Here is a 19,654-nt window from a genome sequence, read left to right on the forward strand (position 1 = left end):
GGTTGTTGGTTTTATTATGGATAAGAAAGTAGCGCATATAACAACTGTTCACCATCCACTAGATACTAGAATATTTTATAAACAATGTGTATATATGGCAGATGCTGGATTTGATGTTAGTCTTATAACTAGTCACTTTAAAAATATCGATAAATCAGTATTTTACGAGAATAAAATTAAACACTTTCAATTAAGAAAATATAAAAATAGATTTCATCGCATAATTCAAGGTTTGTATGATGCATACAAAGTTGCTAAGAATTTAAAATCAGATATCTATCACATTCATGATCCTGAATTACTTATAATTACACCATTCTTAAGAAAAACAGGCGCTAAAGTAATTTATGATATGCACGAAGATTATTATACAAGCATTTTACAAAAAAAATATATTTTTAAACCTTTAAGGAAGATTATTGCGAAAGTCTTTTCATACATTGAGAATTTTCTTATAAGAAAAAACAATTTAATAATTGCTGAAAAATATTATAAAGAAAAGCACACGAAAGGAATAGAAATTCTAAATTATCCATTAATATCATTTACACCACTTGAATACTCATACTCTCATACTAGTAAAAAAATTCTATATACTGGTAATGTAACAGAAGATAGAGGTGCTTTTATTCATGCTAAAATTCCTGAGTTGTTAGATGAAATAGAAGTCTACTATGTCGGTAAATGTTCTTCAACTGTAGCCGATAAGATTAATTATTTATCTAGTAATTCAAATAGAATAAAAATTAAAGGAATCGATTCGTACATTCCACGCAAAGAAATTGACAAAGAATATTATCAAAATAATTGGTTGGCCGGTCTAGCAATATTTCCACCGACAGAACATTATGCAAAAAAAGAACTAACAAAATTTTTTGAGTATATGTTAGCCGGTATACCCATAATTGTATCTGATTTTCCTATATGGAGAGAATTTATTGAAAAATATCGGTGTGGAATAGTTGTGGAATATAATGATAGTGAACAAATTAAAGATGCTATTAGATATTTAATGAATAATCCGGTTAAGGGTATGGAAATGGCCGAAAATGGTAGAAATGCGGTTCTATATGAGTTGAATTGGGAGAATGAAGCGAAAAAGCTTATTAATTTTTATAAGCGAATATTAAGGTAAGGGTTATTTAACTTGTTGTAAAACAATATATAATTAGCAAGAAATCGAATAAATGAAAGACTTTATGAATGACATCATGATGGTTGCAGATTTGAATTAATTGAAGTGGATAAAGAAGAAGATTTTATAAAAAGGTAATATTATTAAACTGGAGGTTGAGGAGTAATGAAAAAAAACGTTTTAGTTACAGGAGCTGATGGATTTATCGGTTCTCATTTAACAGAGGAATTAGTAAAACAAGGTCACAAAGTAAAGGCTTTTACTTACTATAATTCATTTAATACATGGGGGTGGTTAGACAGCATTTCTAAAGAAACAATAAGCGAAGTTGAGGTTTTCACTGGTGATATTCGTGATCCGAATGGTGTCAAAGAAGCTATGAAAGGTATCGATGATGTTTATCACTTAGCTGCTCTTATTGCAATTCCGTTTAGCTATCATTCTCCAGATACATATGTGGACACGAACATTAAGGGGACATTAAATGTTTTACAAGCTGGACGTGAACTTGGAACTTCGAGGTTATTAATGACCTCAACATCTGAAGTATATGGAACGGCTCAATATGTACCTATAGATGAAAAGCATCCATTCCAAGGTCAGTCACCTTATTCTGCAACAAAAATCGGTGCAGATCGTTTAGCAGAATCATTCTATCGTAGCTTTGATATGCCAATTAGCATTGTAAGGCCATTTAATACATTTGGTCCACGTCAATCTGCGAGAGCTGTTATTCCGACAATTATCACACAGCTACTGGCAGGAAAGGAAGAGATAGAGTTAGGCTCCCTGACACCAACACGCGATTTTAACTTTGTAAAAGATACGGCAAATGGTTTTGTAGAAATCGCCAAAGCTAAAAATACAATTGGTGAAGAGATTAATATTGCAACCCAGGATGAAATATCAATTGGACAACTTGCTGAGGAATTAATTCGTCAAATTAATCCAAATGCCCGTATTATTTGTGATGAGCAGCGTCTTCGCCCAGAAAATAGTGAAGTTAATCGTTTGCTTGGATCAAACGAAAAAATTAAACGTCTAACTAACTGGGAACCACAATATACCTTTGAACAAGGGATATCTGAGACAATTGAGTTTTTTAAACATAACTTAGATAAATACAAAACTGATATTTATAACATTTAGGAGGAAATCGAATGAGTCAACGATTTATTCCTCTTTCTGTACCAAGTTTACGAGGAAATGAACTGAAATATGTTACGGAAGCAATCGAAACTGAATGGGTATCTACAGCTGGACCATATATACAACAGTTCGAGGAGAAGATTTCAGAATACGTTAAAACTAAGGGTGCGGTAGCTGTCCAAAATGGTTCATCGGGGCTACATATAGCATTAAAACTTATGGGCGTAGAAAATGGAGACGAGGTGATTGTTCCTACATTAACCTTTATTGCCGCTGTTAATCCAGTGAAGTATTGTCATGCTGATCCTGTGTTTATGGACTGTGATAATTCTCTATGTATAGATCCTATCAAGCTAAAAGAGTTCTTTGCGAATTCTTGTGAGTTTAAAAATGGGGTTCTAAAGAATAAAGTTACGGAAAAGCCAATAAAGGCTATTGTTGTTGTGCATGTCTTTGGTAATATGGCTGATATGGAGGCCCTTATGGATGTTGCTAACGATTATCAATTACCAGTCATTGAGGACGCTACTGAAGCAATAGGTACTTACTATACTTCAGGTCGTTATAAAGATAAGTATGCTGGTTCGATTGGTTCGATTGGTGTATATTCATTCAATGGTAACAAGATCATGACAACTGGTGGCGGCGGTATGATAGTTTCTAACGATATGAATGTGCTCAGTAGGGCTCGTCATTTAACAACTCAGGCAAAGAGTGATCCACTTTATTATGTACATGATGAAATTGGCTATAACTACCGTATGACGAATTTACAAGCAGCATTAGGGCTAGCCCAGTTGGAACAGTTAGAAGCATTTATTAAAACGAAAACTGAAAATTATCAGCACTATAAACATGAGTTAGAAAATATACCAGGTTTAGATTTGTTGCCGTTTAGAGAAGGGACGCGACCAAATCACTGGTTTTATGCAATTTTTATAAATGAAACCTTTGGCCTAAAACGTCATAAATTGATTGAAAGTTTAGCAGAAAAGGGTGTTCAAGCACGACCAATATGGGATCTTATTCATCAACAAACTCCCTATCATAAAAATTATGCTCACCAAATTGTACAAGCAAATAAGTATTTAAATCAAGTTGTGAATCTTCCATGTAGCTCGAATTTAAATACTGAAGATGTCGATTATATAACTGAGTGTCTAACAGAGTTTAATTATTCAATATAAAAGGGGTGAACAAGATAGATGGAGGTAAAAGACTTTTTAATTAATGAACATGCCACAATGCTAGAAGCTATGGCATTGTTAGATAAAGTAGCTAAGAAGGTTCTATTTGTAGAACGAGATGATAAATTTGTTGCTGCTATTACTGATGGTGATATTCGCCGTTGGATATTAAAAAAAGGCAATCTTGATGCCCAAGTAAAAGATATTGCTAATTATGACCCTAAATTCATTTATGAAAATGAAAAGTCGTCTTCTCATGAAAAAATGTTAGAACTTTCTATTGAGGCTTTGCCGATATTAACAGAACAAGGTGATCTTGTGTCTGTAGTACTTTGGAATGATTCTGAAGTGAAGAAAAAAAAGACCCTTCAATTACCAGTTGTAATAATGGCTGGTGGATTTGGAACTCGCCTTTATCCTTATACACGTATATTACCTAAACCACTTATTCCTATCGGTGATATTCCTATTGCTGAGCATATTATTAATCGATTTCATGAAGAAGGTAGTAAAGATTTCCATCTAATAGTTAATCATAAAAAAAATATGATTAAAGCATATTTTAATGAAATTGATCGAGATTATAATGTTTATTATGCTGACGAAAATGAACCACTTGGAACAGGAGGAGGGTTAAGTCTACTTAAAGGAAAAATTAACTCAACTTTTGTATTAACAAATTGTGATATTTTGATAGAAGAAGATTATGAGAAAATCTATAACTATCATAAAAAAGAGGGGAATTTAGTCACAATGGTTTGTTCGCTGAAAAATATTAAGATTCCATATGGCGTTGTTGAGATTGGTGATAATGGTGAAATAGAATCGATGAAGGAAAAGCCTGAGTTTTCCTTCTTTACAAATACAGGTATGTATATTGTTGAAGCTAAAGTAATTGAAGAATTAGAAGAGAATAAATCAATCGGATTTCCAGATATTATCGAAAAATATCAACAAAATGGTGAAAAAATTGGCGTCTTTCCAATTAGTGAGCAAGCTTGGCTTGATATGGGGCAATTAGATGAAATGGAAAAAATGCGTAAAAGATTAGAGAAAAATGAATCGTAAACTTTTGCTGATAGGCGGTGGTGGTCACTGTAAGTCTGTTTTGGACAGCCTTTATCGATTGAAAAAGTATGATTCTATTGGGATTATTGATATAAAAGAACATATTGGGCGAACCATTTTAGAAACACCTGTTATAGGTTCAGATGAGGATTTGCCTTCACTCTATGAAAAAGGATTTAAAGAAGCCTTTATCACAGTTGGAAGTGTTGGTGATCCAACACTCCGAATTAAAATAGCTAATTCTCTTAAAAAACAAGGATTTACACTTCCGAATATAGTTGATCCTACTGCTACAGTTAGTCCTTATTCAGATTTAGCAGACGGAATCTTTATAGGGAAACAAACGATTATTAATGCAGGGACTAAAATAAAAACTGGAGTAATAATTAACTCTGCAGTGACAATTGAACATGATTGTAATATTGGTGAATTTGTTCATGTAGCCCCAGGTAGTGTCTTAGCTGGAGAAGTTTTGGTTGGAAATTATACACATCTTGGAGCAAATAGTGTTTTCAAACAACAAGTTTGTGTTGGTTCCAACACAATTATAGGAATGGGTAGTATAGTTTTAAAAGATATTTCATCTAATGTCATAGCTTATGGTAATCCATGTAGGGAGGTTAATTTAAGATGAGTGTTTTTGTTATAGCAGAAGCAGGTGTGAATCATAATGGTAGTCTTGAAATCGCAAAAAAACTAGTAGATAAGGCAAAGGAATCAGGAGCAGATTGTATTAAATTTCAAACATTTATTTCGAAAAATCTGGCTTCAAAAAGTGCTAAGAAAGCTAATTACCAAACAAGTGAAGACGCATCTGAAAGTCAGTTGGAAATGCTTGAAAAATTGGAATTATCTTTTAGCTCTTTTAAAGAACTTCGCAGATATTGCGATTCGAAAGGGATTATGTTTCTTTCTACAGGATTTGATTCTGATAGTGTTGATTTTCTTCAAGAACTAGGAATGGAAATTTGGAAAGTACCTTCTGGTGAAATGACAAATCTTCCATATCTGGTGAAAGTTGCCTCTTTTAAAAAACCTATTATTCTATCTACTGGAATGGGTACGATTGAAGATGTTCAAGCTTCAATGGATGTATTGTTAGAGCATGGAGCTCAAGATATCACAATTTTACATTGCACAACTGAGTATCCCACACCGTATAACGAAGTCAATTTAAGAGCAATGGATACGATGCATAAGAAATTTAATGTACCAATTGGTTACTCTGATCATACTGAGGGAATTGAAATTCCAGTTGCTGCAGTTGCATTGGGAGCGACCATTATTGAGAAGCATTTCACACTTGACCGAAGTATGGAAGGACCAGATCATCGTGCTAGTCTTGAACCAGATGAACTAAAAGCAATGATTCAAGGAATACGCCATATTGAAGTAGCGATTGGAACAGGGGATAAAGTACCATCAATCTCTGAGAGAAAAAATATGTCAGTAGCAAGAAAAAGTATAGTAGCAAAAAGAAAGATTCAAAATGGTGAGAAGTTTAGTGATGAGAATTTAACCGTAAAACGACCAGGAAATGGTATAAGTCCAATGAAGTGGTTTGAAGTAATAGGTAAGAAAGCAATAAGAAATTTTGAGGAAGATGAGTTGATTGAACAATGAAAAAAGTTTGTGTCTTAACGGCTACTAGAGCAGAATATGGTTTATTAAAGCCATTACTTCAAGTTTTAAAAGAAGACTCTTTCTTCGAATTAAGTATTGTTGTTACAGGTGCTCACTTATCACCTGAATTTGGTTTAACTTATCAAGATATAGAAAATGATGGTTTTATAATAGATAAAAAAATTGAAATTTTAGTCAGTGCAGATACGCCTTCTTCGATATCGAAATCAATGGGTCTTGCTATGATTAGTTTTGCTGAATACTTTTCTAATTCAATTCCTGACCTTCTTATTGTTTTAGGCGATCGGTATGAGACACTTGCAGTTTGCACAACAGCCATGAATGAGCGAATTCCTATAGTACATTTATATGGTGGGGAAGTAACTGAAGGCGCTATTGATGAATCAATTCGTCATGCGATTACAAAGCTAAGTTATTTGCATTTCACAAGTACAGATGAATATCGTAAACGAGTTATTCAACTCGGTGAACATCCTGATCGAGTATATACCGTTGGAGGTTTGGGTGTTGAAAATATTCTTAAACAGAAATTTATCTCTCTGGAAGAGCTCTCAACTTCAATAGATTTTGATTTGGATACGCCATATTGCATGGTTACATTTCACCCAGTTACCTTAGAAAATGAACAGGCAGAGAATCAATTCCAAGCTTTACTAGACGTATGTGAAATGTATCCGAACATGAAGTTCATCTTCACAAAAGCAAACGCGGATGCTAATGGTCGTGTGATAAATCAGATGATTGATCGATACGTTAAAGGACATTCTCATGCGGTTGCCTTTGCATCTTTAGGCCTCACAAGGTATTTAAGTGGAATGAATTATGCTTCTTGTGTAATTGGTAACTCTTCTAGTGGTTTATTAGAAGCGCCTTCCTTTGGAATTCCTACCATTAATATAGGTGATCGTCAAAAGGGAAGAATTCAATCAACAAGTGTTATTAACTGTCTCCCTATTAAGTATGAGATTAAAAAATCTATGGAATTAGCTTTAAGTGATGCATTTAAAGATATAGCAAAATTAACGATAAATCCATATGGAGATGGAAATACTTCAAATAAGGTGATTGAGGTTATTAAGGAATTTATTCAAAATGATCATATTGATTTAAAAAAACAATTTTATGATAATGGAGGTTGAGACATGCGTTGTCTAGCTATTATACCTGCAAGAAGTGGTTCAAAAGGTTTAATTGATAAAAATATTAAACCTTTAAATGGTAAACCACTTCTAACTTATACAATCAATGCGGCAATCCAATCAAATAAATTTGATGAGATTATGGTTTCAACTGATTCAGAGGATTACGCAGAAATTTCTAAGAATGCAGGTGCAAAAGTACCGTTTTATAGAAGTGGGGAGCTGTCATCAGATAATGCCTCATCTTGGGATGTTGTCTATGATGTTCTAAGTCAATATTCTAAAAAAGGCATAAGCTTTGATACAATCGCACTACTTCAGCCAACGTCTCCTTTACGAGATTCAGAAGATATCAAGAGAGCTTTTGATCTTATGAAAGAAAAAGATGCTCAGGCAATCATTTCAGTTTGTGAAGTTGATCATTCACCACTTTTGTCTAATGTATTGTCGCATGACTTATCAATGAATGGATTTATAAACGAGGGATTAATTCAAAAAAGAAGACAAGAATTACCAATCCATTATCGTATTAATGGTGCAATTTATATCATTAAAAATAATTATCTAACAGAAAGACTATCATTATATAGTGAGAAGAGTTTTGCTTACGTGATGGATAATGGTAAATCAATTGATATTGATACCGACCTAGATTTCAAGTTAGCTGAGTTAATTCTTCAAAGTAGTAGAATCAAATAGTATAAATTAACCAAGAGGGATTCTAATATAATGTTATCAAAACTTAAGAAAAGTAAGTTCTTTAAAAATTCAATTTTATACACTATAGGTGGTATGATGACACCCATAATCGGATTTATCATGCTACCTATTTATACTAATTACTTAGTACCTGCTGAATATGGAATAATGACAACGATCCAATCTCTTGTAGGAATGTTTCAAGTGTTTTTGTTATTATCCCTACATGGAGCGGTCACAAGATTTTACTATGATTATCTTGATAATGAAAAAAAACAAAAAGAATATTTAGGAACAATTTTTACTTTTGTAATTATATTTTCTACTGTTGCTGCTGCATTGCTACTTCTATTTAATGAACAAATAGGCTCCATACTATTTGGAGATATACCAATTAAACCTTATTATTTTTACATGGTTATATTATCATGGGTTAGTGCTATTCTAGCACTTCCTCTGGCGCTTTTAAGAGCACAAGAGAAAGCAGCTTCTTTTGTGATAATAAATATAGTAAAAGCATTTATAATTATGCTTCTGAGTATCTACTTTATAATAGAGCGAGGATTAGGTGCCGAAAGTGCCCTTCTCTCGCAAGTTATTGTAACAGGAATTGTAGTAGTATATTTAATTATAAAGCAACTTAAGTATTTGAAAATATCATTTAATATAAAGTACATAAATTCCAGTTTGATTTTCAGTTTACCTTTATTGCCACATGTCGCAAGCGGGTGGATTATTAAATCTTCGGACAGAATAATTTTAGAAAAGTTCGTGAGTCTTGACGATATCGGTATCTATGCTTTAGCGGCTCAAATATCAGCAATTTTAGCTTTGTTTTATACAAGTATTAATAATGCCTTAGTTCCTAGATACACTAAACTTAGAGTAGATAGTAAAATAAGAGAAGCTAATCGATTATTAAAAATATTCAGCTGTATAATTTTATTTTTTGGTATATTATCTATACCTATTGCTATGGTAGGAGCGACGTTACTTTCAAGTGATGCATATAATAGCGCAATTTGGCTTATCCCATTGTTAATTATTGGTGAAATGATAAAAGGGTTTTACTTTATACCAGTAGCAAAGTTATTTTATAACAAAAAGACTAGACTTATTGCTTCTAGTAGTACTGTAGCCGCCATAGTTAATATAGTTGTTAACTTCACTTTTATCCCCATAGTTGGAATTTTTGGTGCTATAATTTCAACAATCTTAGCAGAGATTACTAGAATGGTCCTGATTTATCGAGCTAGCCTTAAAAATAGAGAAGAGAATATTTAAGTTAAGAGTTACTAAGATTAATAAAAGTTTTTTGAATTTGGTGGAGAATATCCTGGTAACTGGTGCGGTTGGTTTTATAGGCATGTACCTATCTAAAAGACTATTATATGTGGGGCATCATGTTATTGGTTTGGTTAATATAAAAGAGATCTTTGAGGATCATAAAGTTGGTGTTGTAATAAATTTAAGAGCTTAATCTGGCTTGCGTTATAATACAGAGAATCTGCAAGCTTATGTAGACTTTAATTTGAAAAATTTTGTTAATTATTTGGGAACCGTTTGTCACATCGATGTGAAGTATCTAATTTAATTTATACTTATCTGGTTATGTATACGGTACGAGTGTGAAGGTACCATTTTTCAATCTTGATGAAGTTAATCATCCAGTCAGTTTATATGAAGATGAAGCAACGAAGAAATTAAATGAATTAATGGCACATACCCCGTCATTTGTATAACAATCCGACTACTGGATTACACTTTTTTACTGTTGATTGGTCGATCGGAAATGGCTTACTTCTCTTTTGTTTAACATTGGTGGAATAATGCGTGACTTTATATATCGATGATATAGTTGATGGAATTGTTCGTTTGCTCGATCATCAACCGAAAGCCAATCCTGAATGTGATCATGAACATCCAAATCTATGGTCTAGTTATTGAGTATATAAGGTTTATTAAATTGGGATAAATATCCATAAAAATTAGTGGACTTTATTCAAACGTTGGAAAAAACATCTAGGAATGGAAGTAAAGATAGAATTTTCAACAATGTAAGCTGGTGATGTAAAGGCGACATATGCTATGGTAAAAGTTAATAGACTCATATATGTCGAAGACTATTATGGATTTTTTTTCAAAATACCTTAGATAATAAAATGACGATTTGTTATTATGTGATACATTTGAAAAGAACTTAGCAGAAGTAGATATAATAAAGGTATGTTTGGTAATTAAGAGTAGAAAGAGACTTTACGAAAGTTAGAGAAAGAGGATATAAGTTGAACTCGGGTTTACAAACAGAAAACTGAAGGAACTGTTAGACGATATATCAAAAGGAAAATGGCGGAGCAAGTTTAGAAGAAGTTATGCAGCTAATGAAGAGTGAATTAAATCATATATAAGGAATTTATAAATAAAGAGAGATGGTGAAAGAGTTGAAAATTGCAGTGGCAGGTACAGGTTATGTTGGTTTATCTAATGCTATCCTATTAGCACAGCGTAATGAAGTTATAGCACTTGATATTATGGAAGAGAAAGTGGCGATGATCAATAATAAAAAGTCACCAATTATTGATGATAAAATTGAAGAATATCTAGAAACAAAGAAGTTGAATCTAACGGCTACATTGGATAAGGAAATGGCTTATCGAGATGCTGAATTTGTTATTATTTCTACGCCAACAAACTATGACGCAGAACGGAATTATTTTGATACTAGTACCGTTGAAAATGTGATGCAAGATGTGTTAAAGATTAATCCAGACACAACGATGGTTGTTAAATCAACTGTTCCAGTTGGGTATACAGCTGAGATTCGTAAGAAGTTTAACACGACTAATATTATCTTCTCTCCAGAATTTTTACGTGAAGGTAAGGCATTGTATGATAACCTATATCCATCCCGTATTATTGTCGGAGAACAATCAGAACGTGGACAGACATTTGCTGATCTATTAGTCCAAGGTGCTTTGAAAGAAAATATTGACGTATTGTTAACAGATTCTACAGAGGCAGAAGCTATTAAACTATTTGCCAATACATATTTAGCTATGCGTGTTGCTTTCTTTAATGAGTTGGATTCTTATGGAGAAGTTAGAGAATTAAATACAAAACAGATTATTGAAGGTGTAGGTCTTGATCCACGTATAGGATCACACTATAACAATCCTTCCTTTGGTTATGGTGGTTACTGTTTACCTAAAGATACAAAACAGTTACTAGCAAACTATGAAGATGTACCAAATAATATCATGGGAGCAATTGTCGATGCTAACAGAACAAGAAAAGATCACGTTGCAGCTAGTATCGTTGCTAAGAATCCAAAAGTTGTTGGCATTTATCGCTTAACCATGAAGATGGATTCTGATAACTTTAGACAGTCTGCTATCCAAGGTGTAATGAAACGCATCAAAGCAAAAGGAATTGAAGTTGTAGTTTTTGAGCCAGCGCTTGAAGAAGCAGAATTCTATAACTCTCGCGTGATCAAGAACTTTGATGAATTTAAACAATTATCAGATGTAATTGTTGCAAATAGATTATCAGATGAAATTAAAGATGTGGCAGATAAAGTATATACAAGAGATTTATTTAGTAGGGACTAATAAAGATGTGCTTTGTGGCGCATCTTTTATATTTCTTATTAGTTATCTATTTGACGCTTACATATGTAAAGTTTGCATCCTTATTGATACGTGGAGTAATTTTTATTTAAATTAAAAACCGTGTGCACTAGCTACTTCCTTGTTATAATTAGCTTGTGAGACTTTAGTTATAGCGCTTATCGTAGTTCTGAATAATTGCGTTAAAGTCACTTTCTTTAAATGTAGAGAATTTCTGTATAAAGCTTTGTACATCTATTTCTGTTGCAAATTCTTGATGGAATAAATGGTGATCGATGTGATAGGCTGTTTGATCGTGTAGTGATAATTTGTAAATGTCTAAGATGAGGTCACTGGCATTACTACGCATGACAGCCATGCCATGTATTGGATTTGTTGGATGAAGTAACATGCCTTCATAATAAGAATGCGCTGCAATGTCGTCTGCTATAATCAAGCTTAAATTTGAATTAGTCATGTGATTCCCTCCTTTTTTAAGGTTATTCCTATTTTAAGCTATTTTCTTCTGTTGAAGGTGAGTCTTTTTTGTCAATTTTCAAACAGTTTCAAAAGGGTGTGAATTATGATGCTTGATCGCGTAGTGTAGTTGTATCGTACGGTTAAGTTGTGTGCGTAGCTGATAGGTAGATTCTTCGAGGTTCAGTGTAGTACCATTATGAAAGGTGATCGTTGACTGATTGGTATCAGGGTGTCGGACTATTTTAAGTATATGCTGGGCAAATAACCAACTACAAGCATAATTAGTAGGTGATTGTGTCGGGAACGCATAAATGTTTGTGCGTTCATAGATGAGAAGCGGTACTTTATGGATATAGCCTACAAGATGACTTGCGGCTTTTCGTCTTCCTTGATAGGAGGCAGCACCAGTTAGGCAATTGGTTTTAATGATCGCTAGCGGTGCTTGTCGCGTCATTAAAGTTTGGTTCTTTTCTATAATACGTGTCGTATAATCGATTTGTTTTGCAGGGGTGATAGCTAACGTATCTTGAGTAATGTGATAGGCGTCATTAATCTATCGCATCGTTTACTCTGCCTTTTCTTTGATTTGGTCGATGAGTGGTTTGAATTGTTTGTATAAATCAACCAGATCAATTTTTAGTGGTTCAACTAATTTTAATAATGTTATGAAAGAAGGCGAACTGATACCATTTTCAATTTGACTTAAATAAGTATCACTAAGTCTAGCTTTTTCTGCTACTGTTGCTTGTTTAAGATCAAGTGCTTTTCTTCGCAAGCGTAAATACTTACCCAATTCTTCCTCTAGTAACTTTCGATTTTTCATTAGAATCGCCCTTTTTAACCCATTATCTATATAGGCAAAACAGAGTAACATAAGCTATAGTTGGAATTATGGTAGTATATGTAATTCGGGTGAAGTTTTTTGTTGAGTCTGTGGTAGAGTTTAGTTTCGGATGCCTGTCACTTCCTGAATAATCTTGTTTTACGCGAGTCCGTTGGCTACTAAAAATGAATTCTTCATCCCTTAAATCCTAGGTAGCGGATCAAAGCGATGGAAGGATTGTAGTTTTGTGGTAGAAGAATTGTAAATAAGTCTTGTAACAGAAAAGATACAATTCAATATTACTGAAAACCTTGTGAAACATGGTAGTTTTGTTATAATGGAATAAGTTTGGAATATTTGTAATTGTAAATGTTTGGATTAAGATATGTTGAAAGTTAATTGATGCATTATGCATAGATATGGAAGGTTATATGAAAAAAATTGCTAGACTACCTAAGACAATAAAAAAGACGATTCGTTATATATTACGTGATACAGATGAAAAGAATTTAGTAGAAATAGAAAGACAGTTACAGGAGGCAATTGAGAAACGAAAAGAAACTTTACGAAAGTTAAAGCAGGAGGATTTAAAATGAACGCTTTACAAACAGAAAAGCTAAAGGAACTGTTAGTCGAAATTTATCAAAAGGCAAATGGCGGAGCAAGTTTAGAAGAAGTTATGCAACTAATGAAGAGTGAATTAAATCTTACACAAGGATCTTAAAATAAAGAGAGATGGTGAAATCGTTGAAAATTGCAGTAGCGGGTACAGGTTATGTCGGTTTCTCGAAACATAGAAAAAAGTTATATAGTAAATAATAAAAAGATGCGCATTGTGGCGGGGCGCATCTTTTTATTATTTACTATATAACTATATGTTATGGGATTAACTATGACAAATAATGGAATATTAAGTTAGTTGATATGTTTTATGAAAGGTCTTTTTATAAAGCAGACTGGATAGCACCTAACCAAAGAGTTTGGCTTTTAATTGGTTAGGTGATGTTTCTGGGTCAGCATGTAATGAATTAATATGTTCTTGAACTTCACTAATTGATATTTTAGGTAAATTTTTATGTGATGTCTGGTGCTTTTGATAAGCTATTAATAAGGTTGTGAATAGATCTTTCAATTCTTCATTATCATTCTTACCTATAATCTGCTCGAGAAAGCTTAACAGTTTATTTTTAGGTGATAAGATACTATCTTTTTCAACTAAAATTATTTCTTGAAGAACACGTTCAATTGTATGTTTATAGACTTCATTTTTTTCTGAAAGATACGTTTTAGTCATAAACGTAATAAATTGATCATACGTGTAAATTGCAAGCTCTTTAATATCATCCACCGTATTAGCAGGAATATTCGATGGGATTTTATGAAAGAATGCTTTTTTATAATAAATCAATAAGTGCTCTAAAAATTTATATGTATATAGATTCGATGAATTTCCGAATGTATTAATTTGACTGATCACGCGTGTGAAGTTACAAAGACGAATATAGTCGAAACGATCGTGCTTATTGGAGTTATCAAATAACTCGAGAGCGGTTAGTAACCATCGGTCTTGGATATCAGAATACCGATATATTTGAAAGAATTCATGAGAGATATCTTTAGTGCGATAGATACTTTCCCTGTATATGTAAGGTGTCACTATATTAAACTTTTTTGATCGCTTTTTATTTAACCTTTTTGAATAACAATAAATCATTGATTGAGGACCAAATAGATCGACAAAGGCATCATGACTGTCACTAGAGTAATTATTAAAGTAATGGATAAGGTTTCCAGACATCTTTTTCGACGTACGAGATCCATTGTTTACTTGCGCTTTAATATCAGGACAATAGGTTGTGGGCTCGCTACTATTGTAATAGTGACCAAGTATCTCTTGCTCGTAAATTTGCTTTGTTACATTTCTACTCTCAACAATAATATAAGTAAAGAAGTAATAAATGGCGAAAATCAGCGAAACAATGAGTACCCAAAAATGAATCAACCGAAAAGTAGGATTAGAAACAACGATTAAAAATAGTGAGCTTATGTTGATAAGAGCAAATAAAATAAGTAAGTAATAAACACGGATCCAACCCCATATTTTATATTTTCTCAGCAAAAATCTGCCATAATCTATTCCCACAACATTTTTCATCTCCGCGAGTGACGTTAACCCGATGACTGTCATATTAATGGCGATAATTGCAATAATAAGATTTGTATCGAATATGACAGGTTCCATATGTGCACTCCTTGTATGAATTTAATAGTAGTATAGCTTGTCTACTTTATCAGTCTAAATAACTATAATCCTACATGGGTCCAGACGAAATTATAGTAGATAGGCTTCTGCTAGATAACAAGATATACTTAATTATACCAGATAAAAATATGAAGCTTACTATTCTATTTTACAATAGTAAGCTTCATATATCTGTTTCGTTCCTTATTGTCTATATGCAGATTGCCATCGCAAACCAATGCTGACAAAATGAATTAGCACAATTAAATTCTAGGAAATGCTTGTCACACACATACGCTCTTTTTTTTCTTTTAGATAGGTTTGTAACATTAAGGGTGCATTTTCTTCTACTTCTTCTGTTTCAGGCTCTTCCGGTATTGGTTGTTTCTTTAGATTTGTAAACCAACCTGGAACGATCTCTTTCTTACTTGTATAAGTTTGAGCCGTCTTTTGTTTTTTTGCTTTTTAAATTTGGCCTTTTCTTGTTGTGTTTCTTCCACGTGCGTAATTCCTTTAGTGCTCCAGGATTGCAGGATGCCTTTCACGTATCCCTAATTAACTTTGTTTTTATCTAATGCATTTTTCATCGCTTCTTTTGCTAAGCCTTCCCCCAACCATTATTACAAGTAATCTATCCTTTTTAAAATGGCAAGAAATATTTCGTGACCCTGTACTGACAGCTGAATTACCAGATCGTCTAACTCATAAATCACATGTTTTATATAAGAAACACCGAAGAACAGATGAACAAGTGGCCCAAAATTAAATTAAATTATGGTATGGCTCACTTTGCATTTGCAAAATACACCGTTCCCTCCATTGATGTGTTTGATAAGACATCAATGGAGGGAAGCGTTTTTTATTTTACTGGTGTATTTGGGTAATAAATGTTTCTTCTCTAGTTTAACAGTCACAATGCAACGACTATATGTCTCCAATTCTAATAAATCGTTCGCGTATATAATAGTAATTTTCTTCTGTAATGGTTTTGATTTTGTCGAATTGTTTTGTAGTAATAGCTGTATAGAGCTTGCTGTTCAGAGCATTTACAGAGTAATGTTTATCATTCGGTTTTAATTTCCATCCGATCATCCCTGCTCGGAAGCCCTTGTCACTCCATGAATCGAACGTCTGGAGCATAATTTGATTATGCGTATTTTCAATCATGGTTCTGCCAAATAAATTAGAGTGTTCAAGGTACACCGCATACTCGTCAGTTTCCTCAGCTCTCAATGCCGTTTCCAAATGCAATTTAAGCTTTTCCGTATCAAAGCTGATTGCTCCCTTTATTGCTAATTCAGCAGCATAAACAGCCATACAATTGTTCAACTCGATGATTTCGAATAATTCCTTATAAGAAATTTCTTTTACAAGTGACCCTCTGTTTTTTAGGGTGGTAATAAAGCCCTCGTTTTCTAAATAAAGTAGTGAATCACGAATTGGTGTCCGGCTCATTTCTAATTCTTTAGAAAGTTTATTTTCCGATAATAGCTCACCTGGCATGATATCTCCATTGATAATCCGCTTCCGTAATTCCATATGTGCTTTTTCCGCTAATGAAGTTAATTTCATTTTTTATTCCTTTCTTTACATCCTTATGTATTTCTATTTATTATTCTTTATTTAATAGTACCATCAAAAACCTTGTGTACAAGATGTTTTTTAAAAAAATAGGATTTTTTGGTATCTAATTATTCTTCTTAATCTAAGAATTATTAATGATTCTTAGATTAACCAAAAATTTTCAATAGGTTAATATTCTCTTAACAAAGTCGTTGTATAGTAGTGTGTGTAAGGATATGTATTCTAGTTGTATACAAGTTGTGCGCAAAGTGAAAAAGACGGAAGGGATTGGAATTTCAATTTGATGGAGCAAGTATTACTAATTAATAAATAAAAAGGAGAGAAAAGTAATGAAAAGTATATTTGGAAAAATTATGCTACCACTTCTATTAGTTATCGTTTTAGCGGCATGTGGAAGTACGAAAGGCGCCACTCCTACTGATGATGGAGATAATGAATGGCCAGAAACTGTTACATTAGTACAGATGCCTGATGAAAATAATCCAACAGAAGCCGCTTCCCTACATTCCTCTTTAAAAGAGCATCTTTCGGAAGAGCTTGGTGTAGAAGTAAATGAATATGACGGAGGAAGCTATGCAATTGGAATTGAAGCAATGGCTGCAGGAAATCTTGATGTCATGCTGGGAAGTCCAATGAGTTACTATCAAGCGAAACAAAAGGCAGGAGCTGAGCTGTTAGTAACACCTAAATTGCCAGGAGAAAGTAACTACTACACGGCTTTTATCACACAAACAGATAATGAGGAAATTAATAGTTTAGAAGATTTAAAGGGGACAAACTTTGCTTTTGTAAATGCAGCTTCCTCTTCTGGTTACCTCTATCCAAAGGGTACTTTGGTTCAAGAATTGGATTTAGATCCGGATAAAATCGAACAATCTGGCTATTTCTTTGAAAATATTGTTTTCTCTGAGGGGCATCCAAATAGTTTAATGGGTGTGGCTATGGGAGACTTTGAGGCTGCAGCGGTAGCTTACTCGGTAATAGAAATGATGGGTGAATCCGGTAATTTTAATCCAGATGATATAAAAGTTATTGGACGCACACAGGATATTCCAGAAGCATCTTATATTGTTCGTGGCGATTTACCGGAAGATTTTAAACAAGCATTACAGGATGCATTTGTATCATTTGAAGATGAATCATACTTTGAGGCGCTTCATGGTGATGCTCAAGCTCGATTTGAAGCGACTGAAGACGGTTATTATGATTCTGCACTTGAAATATTAGATACAATCAATGCGTTAGAGGATGTGAAAGAATAATGGAACCAATACTATCAATACGAGATTTAGTAAAGGTGTATGGAAAAGAAACACGAGCTTTAAATGGAATTACTTTAGATTTTAATCCTGGTGAGTTTATTGTTGTTATCGGTCCATCTGGAGCGGGAAAATCAACATTTATTCGTTGCATTAACCGTCTTTTGGATCCAACAGAAGGAGAAATTGTATTTGATGGTCAGCATATGGAGAAGATAAAAGGCCGGAAATTACGAGAGAAACGCTCCAAAATTGGTATGATATTTCAACATTATAATTTAGTGAGTCGAACCAATGTCATAAAAAATGTGCTACATGGTCAATTAAGTAATACACCTTTATATAAGAGTTTACTTGGTTTGTATAGTCATGAAGATAAACAAGAAGCGGTTGAGCTTTTGAAAAAAGTTGGTCTTGAGGATCAAATGTATAAACGAGCTGACGCACTATCTGGTGGTCAAATGCAGCGGGTTGGAATTTGTAGAGCACTTCTGCAAAGACCTAAAATTCTGCTCGCTGATGAACCAATCGCATCCCTTGATCCGGTTTCTTCTAATATTGTCATGCAACAACTGCACAGTATTTCAATGGAAAAGCAATTAACTTGTGTGGTTAATCTCCACCAAGTAGATTATGCAAAGAAATACGCTTCTCGAATCATTGGCATCAAAAAGGGGACCGTAGTTTTTGATGGTTCACCGTCTCAATTAACAGATTCTATAGTACAAGAAATTTATGAAGGTAAGGAGACACAAATGAGGCACCAAAATGAAAATGAAATTACATCTTCATTTGCTACTGAAGACAGACAAATTACTGGGGCAGAACGATGAAAATACAAACAAATAATAAAATTCTATTGCAACAAGGGGATTCTAAACGAACCATTATAACTATAGGTGCGTTGTTGGCGACTTTAATCTTTTGTATTTATTATTTGGAGTTAAATTTTCTAGAGATGATTATGGGTTTACCGAAATTTCTCATTTTTTTCTTTCAAAAATTCTTTCCTGCCAATTTTGAGAATCTTAGTGAATATATCCCATTGGTCATTGATACGTTGGGCTATGCCCTAATTGCAACCTATATTTCAACTCTAATTGCCTTTATTCTAGGTATATTAATTTCCGAACATACGAATAAAATAAAAGCCTTACGTACAATTGTCCGCGGATTTGTTTCAATTTTAAGAAATATTCCATTTATAATATGGGGTGCTTTATTGGTTTATATTTTTGGTATCGGTGGCATTGTCGGTATCATGGCATTAATTCTTGTAACGGTTGGTTTTCTTGGGAAAAGTTATGCAGAATCGATTGATGAAATATCTGGAGATAAGTTAGAGGCATTGCAGGCAAATGGAGCTTCCTATTTTCAAATATTATTTCATGGCGTAATCCCACAATTTGTGCCAGCCTGGATTAATTGGACATTATTTGCATTTGAAATTAACGTTCGAGCATCTACCGTATTAGGATTAGTGGGTGCGGGTGGAATTGGTGTCTTGATTGATACAAATATTAACTTATTTAATTACGGTGAAGCTTTGATCATCATTACTGTCATTGTTTGCATTATTTTAATAACAGAATATGTTACTAATTCGATTCGAAATCGAATTGCTTAACTTATAATAAGGG

21 protein-coding genes and 1 pseudogene are annotated in these 19,654 nt (G+C 33.4%); 17 read left to right on the forward strand and 5 right to left on the reverse strand.

The genetic code is table 11. The features are described from left to right. Nucleotides 1-16: 16 nt before the first annotated feature. The 11 genes from D2K60_RS02915 to D2K60_RS02965 all read left to right on the forward strand — a co-directional run bounded on the left by D2K60_RS02915 (nucleotide 17) and on the right by D2K60_RS02965 (nucleotide 11,629). Nucleotides 17-1,135, forward strand: coding sequence for a glycosyltransferase (locus D2K60_RS02915; protein ID WP_117168488.1), 1,119 nt, complete (start codon nucleotides 17-19; stop codon nucleotides 1,133-1,135). A 165-nt stretch (nucleotides 1,136-1,300) separates the two neighbouring features. After that, complete coding sequence (locus tag D2K60_RS02920; protein WP_117168489.1) at nucleotides 1,301-2,284, forward strand: NAD-dependent 4,6-dehydratase LegB; 984 nt, start codon at nucleotides 1,301-1,303, stop codon at nucleotides 2,282-2,284. Between the two features lie 11 nt (nucleotides 2,285-2,295). Next, nucleotides 2,296-3,471 carry a LegC family aminotransferase gene (locus D2K60_RS02925; protein ID WP_117168490.1) on the forward strand — a complete coding sequence of 392 codons (1,176 nt, stop codon included), beginning with the start codon at nucleotides 2,296-2,298 and terminating at the stop codon, nucleotides 3,469-3,471. 18 nt (nucleotides 3,472-3,489) lie between these two features. Continuing rightward, nucleotides 3,490-4,539 carry a sugar phosphate nucleotidyltransferase gene (locus tag D2K60_RS02930; protein ID WP_117168491.1) on the forward strand — a complete coding sequence of 350 codons (1,050 nt, stop codon included), beginning with the start codon at nucleotides 3,490-3,492 and terminating at the stop codon, nucleotides 4,537-4,539. Beyond that, the gene (locus D2K60_RS02935; protein ID WP_117168492.1) at nucleotides 4,529-5,173 is read left to right on the forward strand and encodes an acetyltransferase; all 645 of its coding nucleotides are present in this window, start codon (nucleotides 4,529-4,531) and stop codon (nucleotides 5,171-5,173) included. The genes D2K60_RS02930 and D2K60_RS02935 overlap by 11 nt, the downstream gene beginning before the upstream one ends. Further along, nucleotides 5,170-6,162 carry an N-acetylneuraminate synthase gene (neuB, locus tag D2K60_RS02940; protein ID WP_117168493.1) on the forward strand — a complete coding sequence of 331 codons (993 nt, stop codon included), beginning with the start codon at nucleotides 5,170-5,172 and terminating at the stop codon, nucleotides 6,160-6,162. The genes D2K60_RS02935 and neuB overlap by 4 nt, the downstream gene beginning before the upstream one ends. Next, on the forward strand, nucleotides 6,159-7,322 hold the full coding sequence (gene neuC, locus D2K60_RS02945) for a UDP-N-acetylglucosamine 2-epimerase (protein ID WP_117168494.1): 1,164 nt from the start codon (nucleotides 6,159-6,161) through the stop codon (nucleotides 7,320-7,322). Before neuB ends, neuC begins: the two co-directional genes overlap by 4 nt. Before the next feature lie 3 nt (nucleotides 7,323-7,325). Continuing rightward, nucleotides 7,326-8,021 (forward strand): acylneuraminate cytidylyltransferase family protein, encoded by a 696-nt coding sequence (locus tag D2K60_RS02950; protein WP_117168495.1) that lies wholly within the window; start codon nucleotides 7,326-7,328, stop codon nucleotides 8,019-8,021. 30 nt (nucleotides 8,022-8,051) lie between these two features. Beyond that, complete coding sequence (locus tag D2K60_RS02955) at nucleotides 8,052-9,305, forward strand: lipopolysaccharide biosynthesis protein (protein ID WP_117168496.1); 1,254 nt, start codon at nucleotides 8,052-8,054, stop codon at nucleotides 9,303-9,305. A gap of 82 nt (nucleotides 9,306-9,387) precedes the next feature. Then, nucleotides 9,388-9,501 (forward strand): hypothetical protein, encoded by a 114-nt coding sequence (locus D2K60_RS21250; RefSeq protein ID WP_420818809.1) that lies wholly within the window; start codon nucleotides 9,388-9,390, stop codon nucleotides 9,499-9,501. Between the two features lie 961 nt (nucleotides 9,502-10,462). After that, nucleotides 10,463-11,629 (forward strand): nucleotide sugar dehydrogenase, encoded by a 1,167-nt coding sequence (locus tag D2K60_RS02965; RefSeq protein WP_117169089.1) that lies wholly within the window; start codon nucleotides 10,463-10,465, stop codon nucleotides 11,627-11,629. 163 nt (nucleotides 11,630-11,792) lie between these two features. Here D2K60_RS02965 and D2K60_RS02970 read toward each other — a convergent pair whose 3' ends face one another. The 3 genes from D2K60_RS02970 to D2K60_RS02980 all read right to left on the reverse strand — a co-directional run bounded on the left by D2K60_RS02970 (nucleotide 11,793) and on the right by D2K60_RS02980 (nucleotide 12,929). Then, on the reverse strand, nucleotides 11,793-12,104 hold the full coding sequence (locus D2K60_RS02970; RefSeq protein ID WP_117168498.1) for a hypothetical protein: 312 nt from the start codon (nucleotides 12,102-12,104) through the stop codon (nucleotides 11,793-11,795). 78 nt (nucleotides 12,105-12,182) lie between these two features. Continuing rightward, nucleotides 12,183-12,659: a competence protein ComK gene (locus D2K60_RS02975; RefSeq protein ID WP_117168499.1), complete on the reverse strand. Its 477-nt coding sequence runs from the start codon at nucleotides 12,657-12,659 to the stop codon at nucleotides 12,183-12,185. A 12-nt stretch (nucleotides 12,660-12,671) separates the two neighbouring features. Next, entirely contained in the window at nucleotides 12,672-12,929 is a 258-nt protein-coding gene (locus tag D2K60_RS02980) for a helix-turn-helix domain-containing protein (protein WP_162880674.1), read from the reverse strand. 431 nt (nucleotides 12,930-13,360) lie between these two features. On the opposite strand from D2K60_RS02980, the gene D2K60_RS20540 reads away from it, so the two are divergent. Together D2K60_RS20540 and D2K60_RS21085 are read left to right on the forward strand one after the other, a co-directional pair. Then, nucleotides 13,361-13,525, forward strand: a complete 165-nt coding sequence (locus tag D2K60_RS20540) for a 2-oxo acid dehydrogenase subunit E2 (protein WP_162880675.1) — start codon at nucleotides 13,361-13,363, stop codon at nucleotides 13,523-13,525. Beyond that, a complete protein-coding gene (locus tag D2K60_RS21085; protein ID WP_275896233.1) occupies nucleotides 13,522-13,653 on the forward strand; it encodes a hypothetical protein in 132 nt (43 codons plus the stop codon). Before D2K60_RS20540 ends, D2K60_RS21085 begins: the two co-directional genes overlap by 4 nt. A 243-nt stretch (nucleotides 13,654-13,896) precedes the next feature. Here D2K60_RS21085 and D2K60_RS02985 read toward each other — a convergent pair whose 3' ends face one another. After that, nucleotides 13,897-15,171 (reverse strand): hypothetical protein, encoded by a 1,275-nt coding sequence (locus D2K60_RS02985; RefSeq protein ID WP_117168501.1) that lies wholly within the window; start codon nucleotides 15,169-15,171, stop codon nucleotides 13,897-13,899. 613 nt (nucleotides 15,172-15,784) lie between these two features. On the opposite strand from D2K60_RS02985, the pseudogene D2K60_RS02990 reads away from it, so the two are divergent. Then, nucleotides 15,785-15,937, forward strand: a pseudogene (locus tag D2K60_RS02990) (ATP-binding protein); the annotation flags it as partial. 158 nt (nucleotides 15,938-16,095) lie between these two features. On the opposite strand, the gene D2K60_RS02995 reads toward D2K60_RS02990, so the two are convergent. Beyond that, on the reverse strand, nucleotides 16,096-16,743 hold the full coding sequence (locus D2K60_RS02995; protein ID WP_117168502.1) for a GntR family transcriptional regulator: 648 nt from the start codon (nucleotides 16,741-16,743) through the stop codon (nucleotides 16,096-16,098). A gap of 341 nt (nucleotides 16,744-17,084) precedes the next feature. Here D2K60_RS02995 and D2K60_RS03000 point away from each other — a divergent pair, with 341 nt between their 5' ends. Genes D2K60_RS03000 through phnE form a run of 3 tightly spaced genes read left to right on the forward strand, consistent with a single transcriptional unit; the run spans nucleotide 17,085 to nucleotide 19,641 of the window. Then, the gene (locus D2K60_RS03000) at nucleotides 17,085-18,017 is read left to right on the forward strand and encodes a phosphate/phosphite/phosphonate ABC transporter substrate-binding protein (protein WP_117168503.1); all 933 of its coding nucleotides are present in this window, start codon (nucleotides 17,085-17,087) and stop codon (nucleotides 18,015-18,017) included. Beyond that, a complete protein-coding gene (gene phnC, locus D2K60_RS03005) occupies nucleotides 18,017-18,847 on the forward strand; it encodes a phosphonate ABC transporter ATP-binding protein (protein WP_205418572.1) in 831 nt (276 codons plus the stop codon). Before D2K60_RS03000 ends, phnC begins: the two co-directional genes overlap by 1 nt. Next, a complete protein-coding gene (phnE, locus tag D2K60_RS03010; protein WP_117168505.1) occupies nucleotides 18,844-19,641 on the forward strand; it encodes a phosphonate ABC transporter, permease protein PhnE in 798 nt (265 codons plus the stop codon). The genes phnC and phnE overlap by 4 nt, the downstream gene beginning before the upstream one ends. Nucleotides 19,642-19,654 lie beyond the last annotated feature (13 nt).

The sequence above is a fragment of the Paraliobacillus sediminis genome, assembly GCF_003426055.1.

Coding starts and splice junctions, on each gene's coding strand:
- phnE (WP_117168505.1), top strand. CDS start 18,844: ATGAAAATACAAACAAATAATAAAATTCTATTGCAACAAGGGGATTCT.
- D2K60_RS02985 (WP_117168501.1), bottom strand. CDS start 15,171: ATGGAACCTGTCATATTCGATACAAATCTTATTATTGCAATTATCGCC.
- D2K60_RS02995 (WP_117168502.1), bottom strand. CDS start 16,743: ATGAAATTAACTTCATTAGCGGAAAAAGCACATATGGAATTACGGAAG.
- D2K60_RS02915 (WP_117168488.1), top strand. CDS start 17: ATGGATAAGAAAGTAGCGCATATAACAACTGTTCACCATCCACTAGAT.
- D2K60_RS02925 (WP_117168490.1), top strand. CDS start 2,296: ATGAGTCAACGATTTATTCCTCTTTCTGTACCAAGTTTACGAGGAAAT.
- D2K60_RS02980 (WP_162880674.1), bottom strand. CDS start 12,929: ATGAAAAATCGAAAGTTACTAGAGGAAGAATTGGGTAAGTATTTACGC.
- neuB (WP_117168493.1), top strand. CDS start 5,170: ATGAGTGTTTTTGTTATAGCAGAAGCAGGTGTGAATCATAATGGTAGT.
- D2K60_RS20540 (WP_162880675.1), top strand. CDS start 13,361: ATGAAAAAAATTGCTAGACTACCTAAGACAATAAAAAAGACGATTCGT.
- D2K60_RS02930 (WP_117168491.1), top strand. CDS start 3,490: ATGGAGGTAAAAGACTTTTTAATTAATGAACATGCCACAATGCTAGAA.
- D2K60_RS21250 (WP_420818809.1), top strand. CDS start 9,388: ATGTACCTATCTAAAAGACTATTATATGTGGGGCATCATGTTATTGGT.
- D2K60_RS02950 (WP_117168495.1), top strand. CDS start 7,326: ATGCGTTGTCTAGCTATTATACCTGCAAGAAGTGGTTCAAAAGGTTTA.
- phnC (WP_205418572.1), top strand. CDS start 18,017: ATGGAACCAATACTATCAATACGAGATTTAGTAAAGGTGTATGGAAAA.
- D2K60_RS03000 (WP_117168503.1), top strand. CDS start 17,085: ATGAAAAGTATATTTGGAAAAATTATGCTACCACTTCTATTAGTTATC.
- D2K60_RS02970 (WP_117168498.1), bottom strand. CDS start 12,104: ATGACTAATTCAAATTTAAGCTTGATTATAGCAGACGACATTGCAGCG.
- D2K60_RS02920 (WP_117168489.1), top strand. CDS start 1,301: ATGAAAAAAAACGTTTTAGTTACAGGAGCTGATGGATTTATCGGTTCT.
- D2K60_RS21085 (WP_275896233.1), top strand. CDS start 13,522: ATGAACGCTTTACAAACAGAAAAGCTAAAGGAACTGTTAGTCGAAATT.
- D2K60_RS02935 (WP_117168492.1), top strand. CDS start 4,529: ATGAATCGTAAACTTTTGCTGATAGGCGGTGGTGGTCACTGTAAGTCT.
- neuC (WP_117168494.1), top strand. CDS start 6,159: ATGAAAAAAGTTTGTGTCTTAACGGCTACTAGAGCAGAATATGGTTTA.
- D2K60_RS02955 (WP_117168496.1), top strand. CDS start 8,052: ATGTTATCAAAACTTAAGAAAAGTAAGTTCTTTAAAAATTCAATTTTA.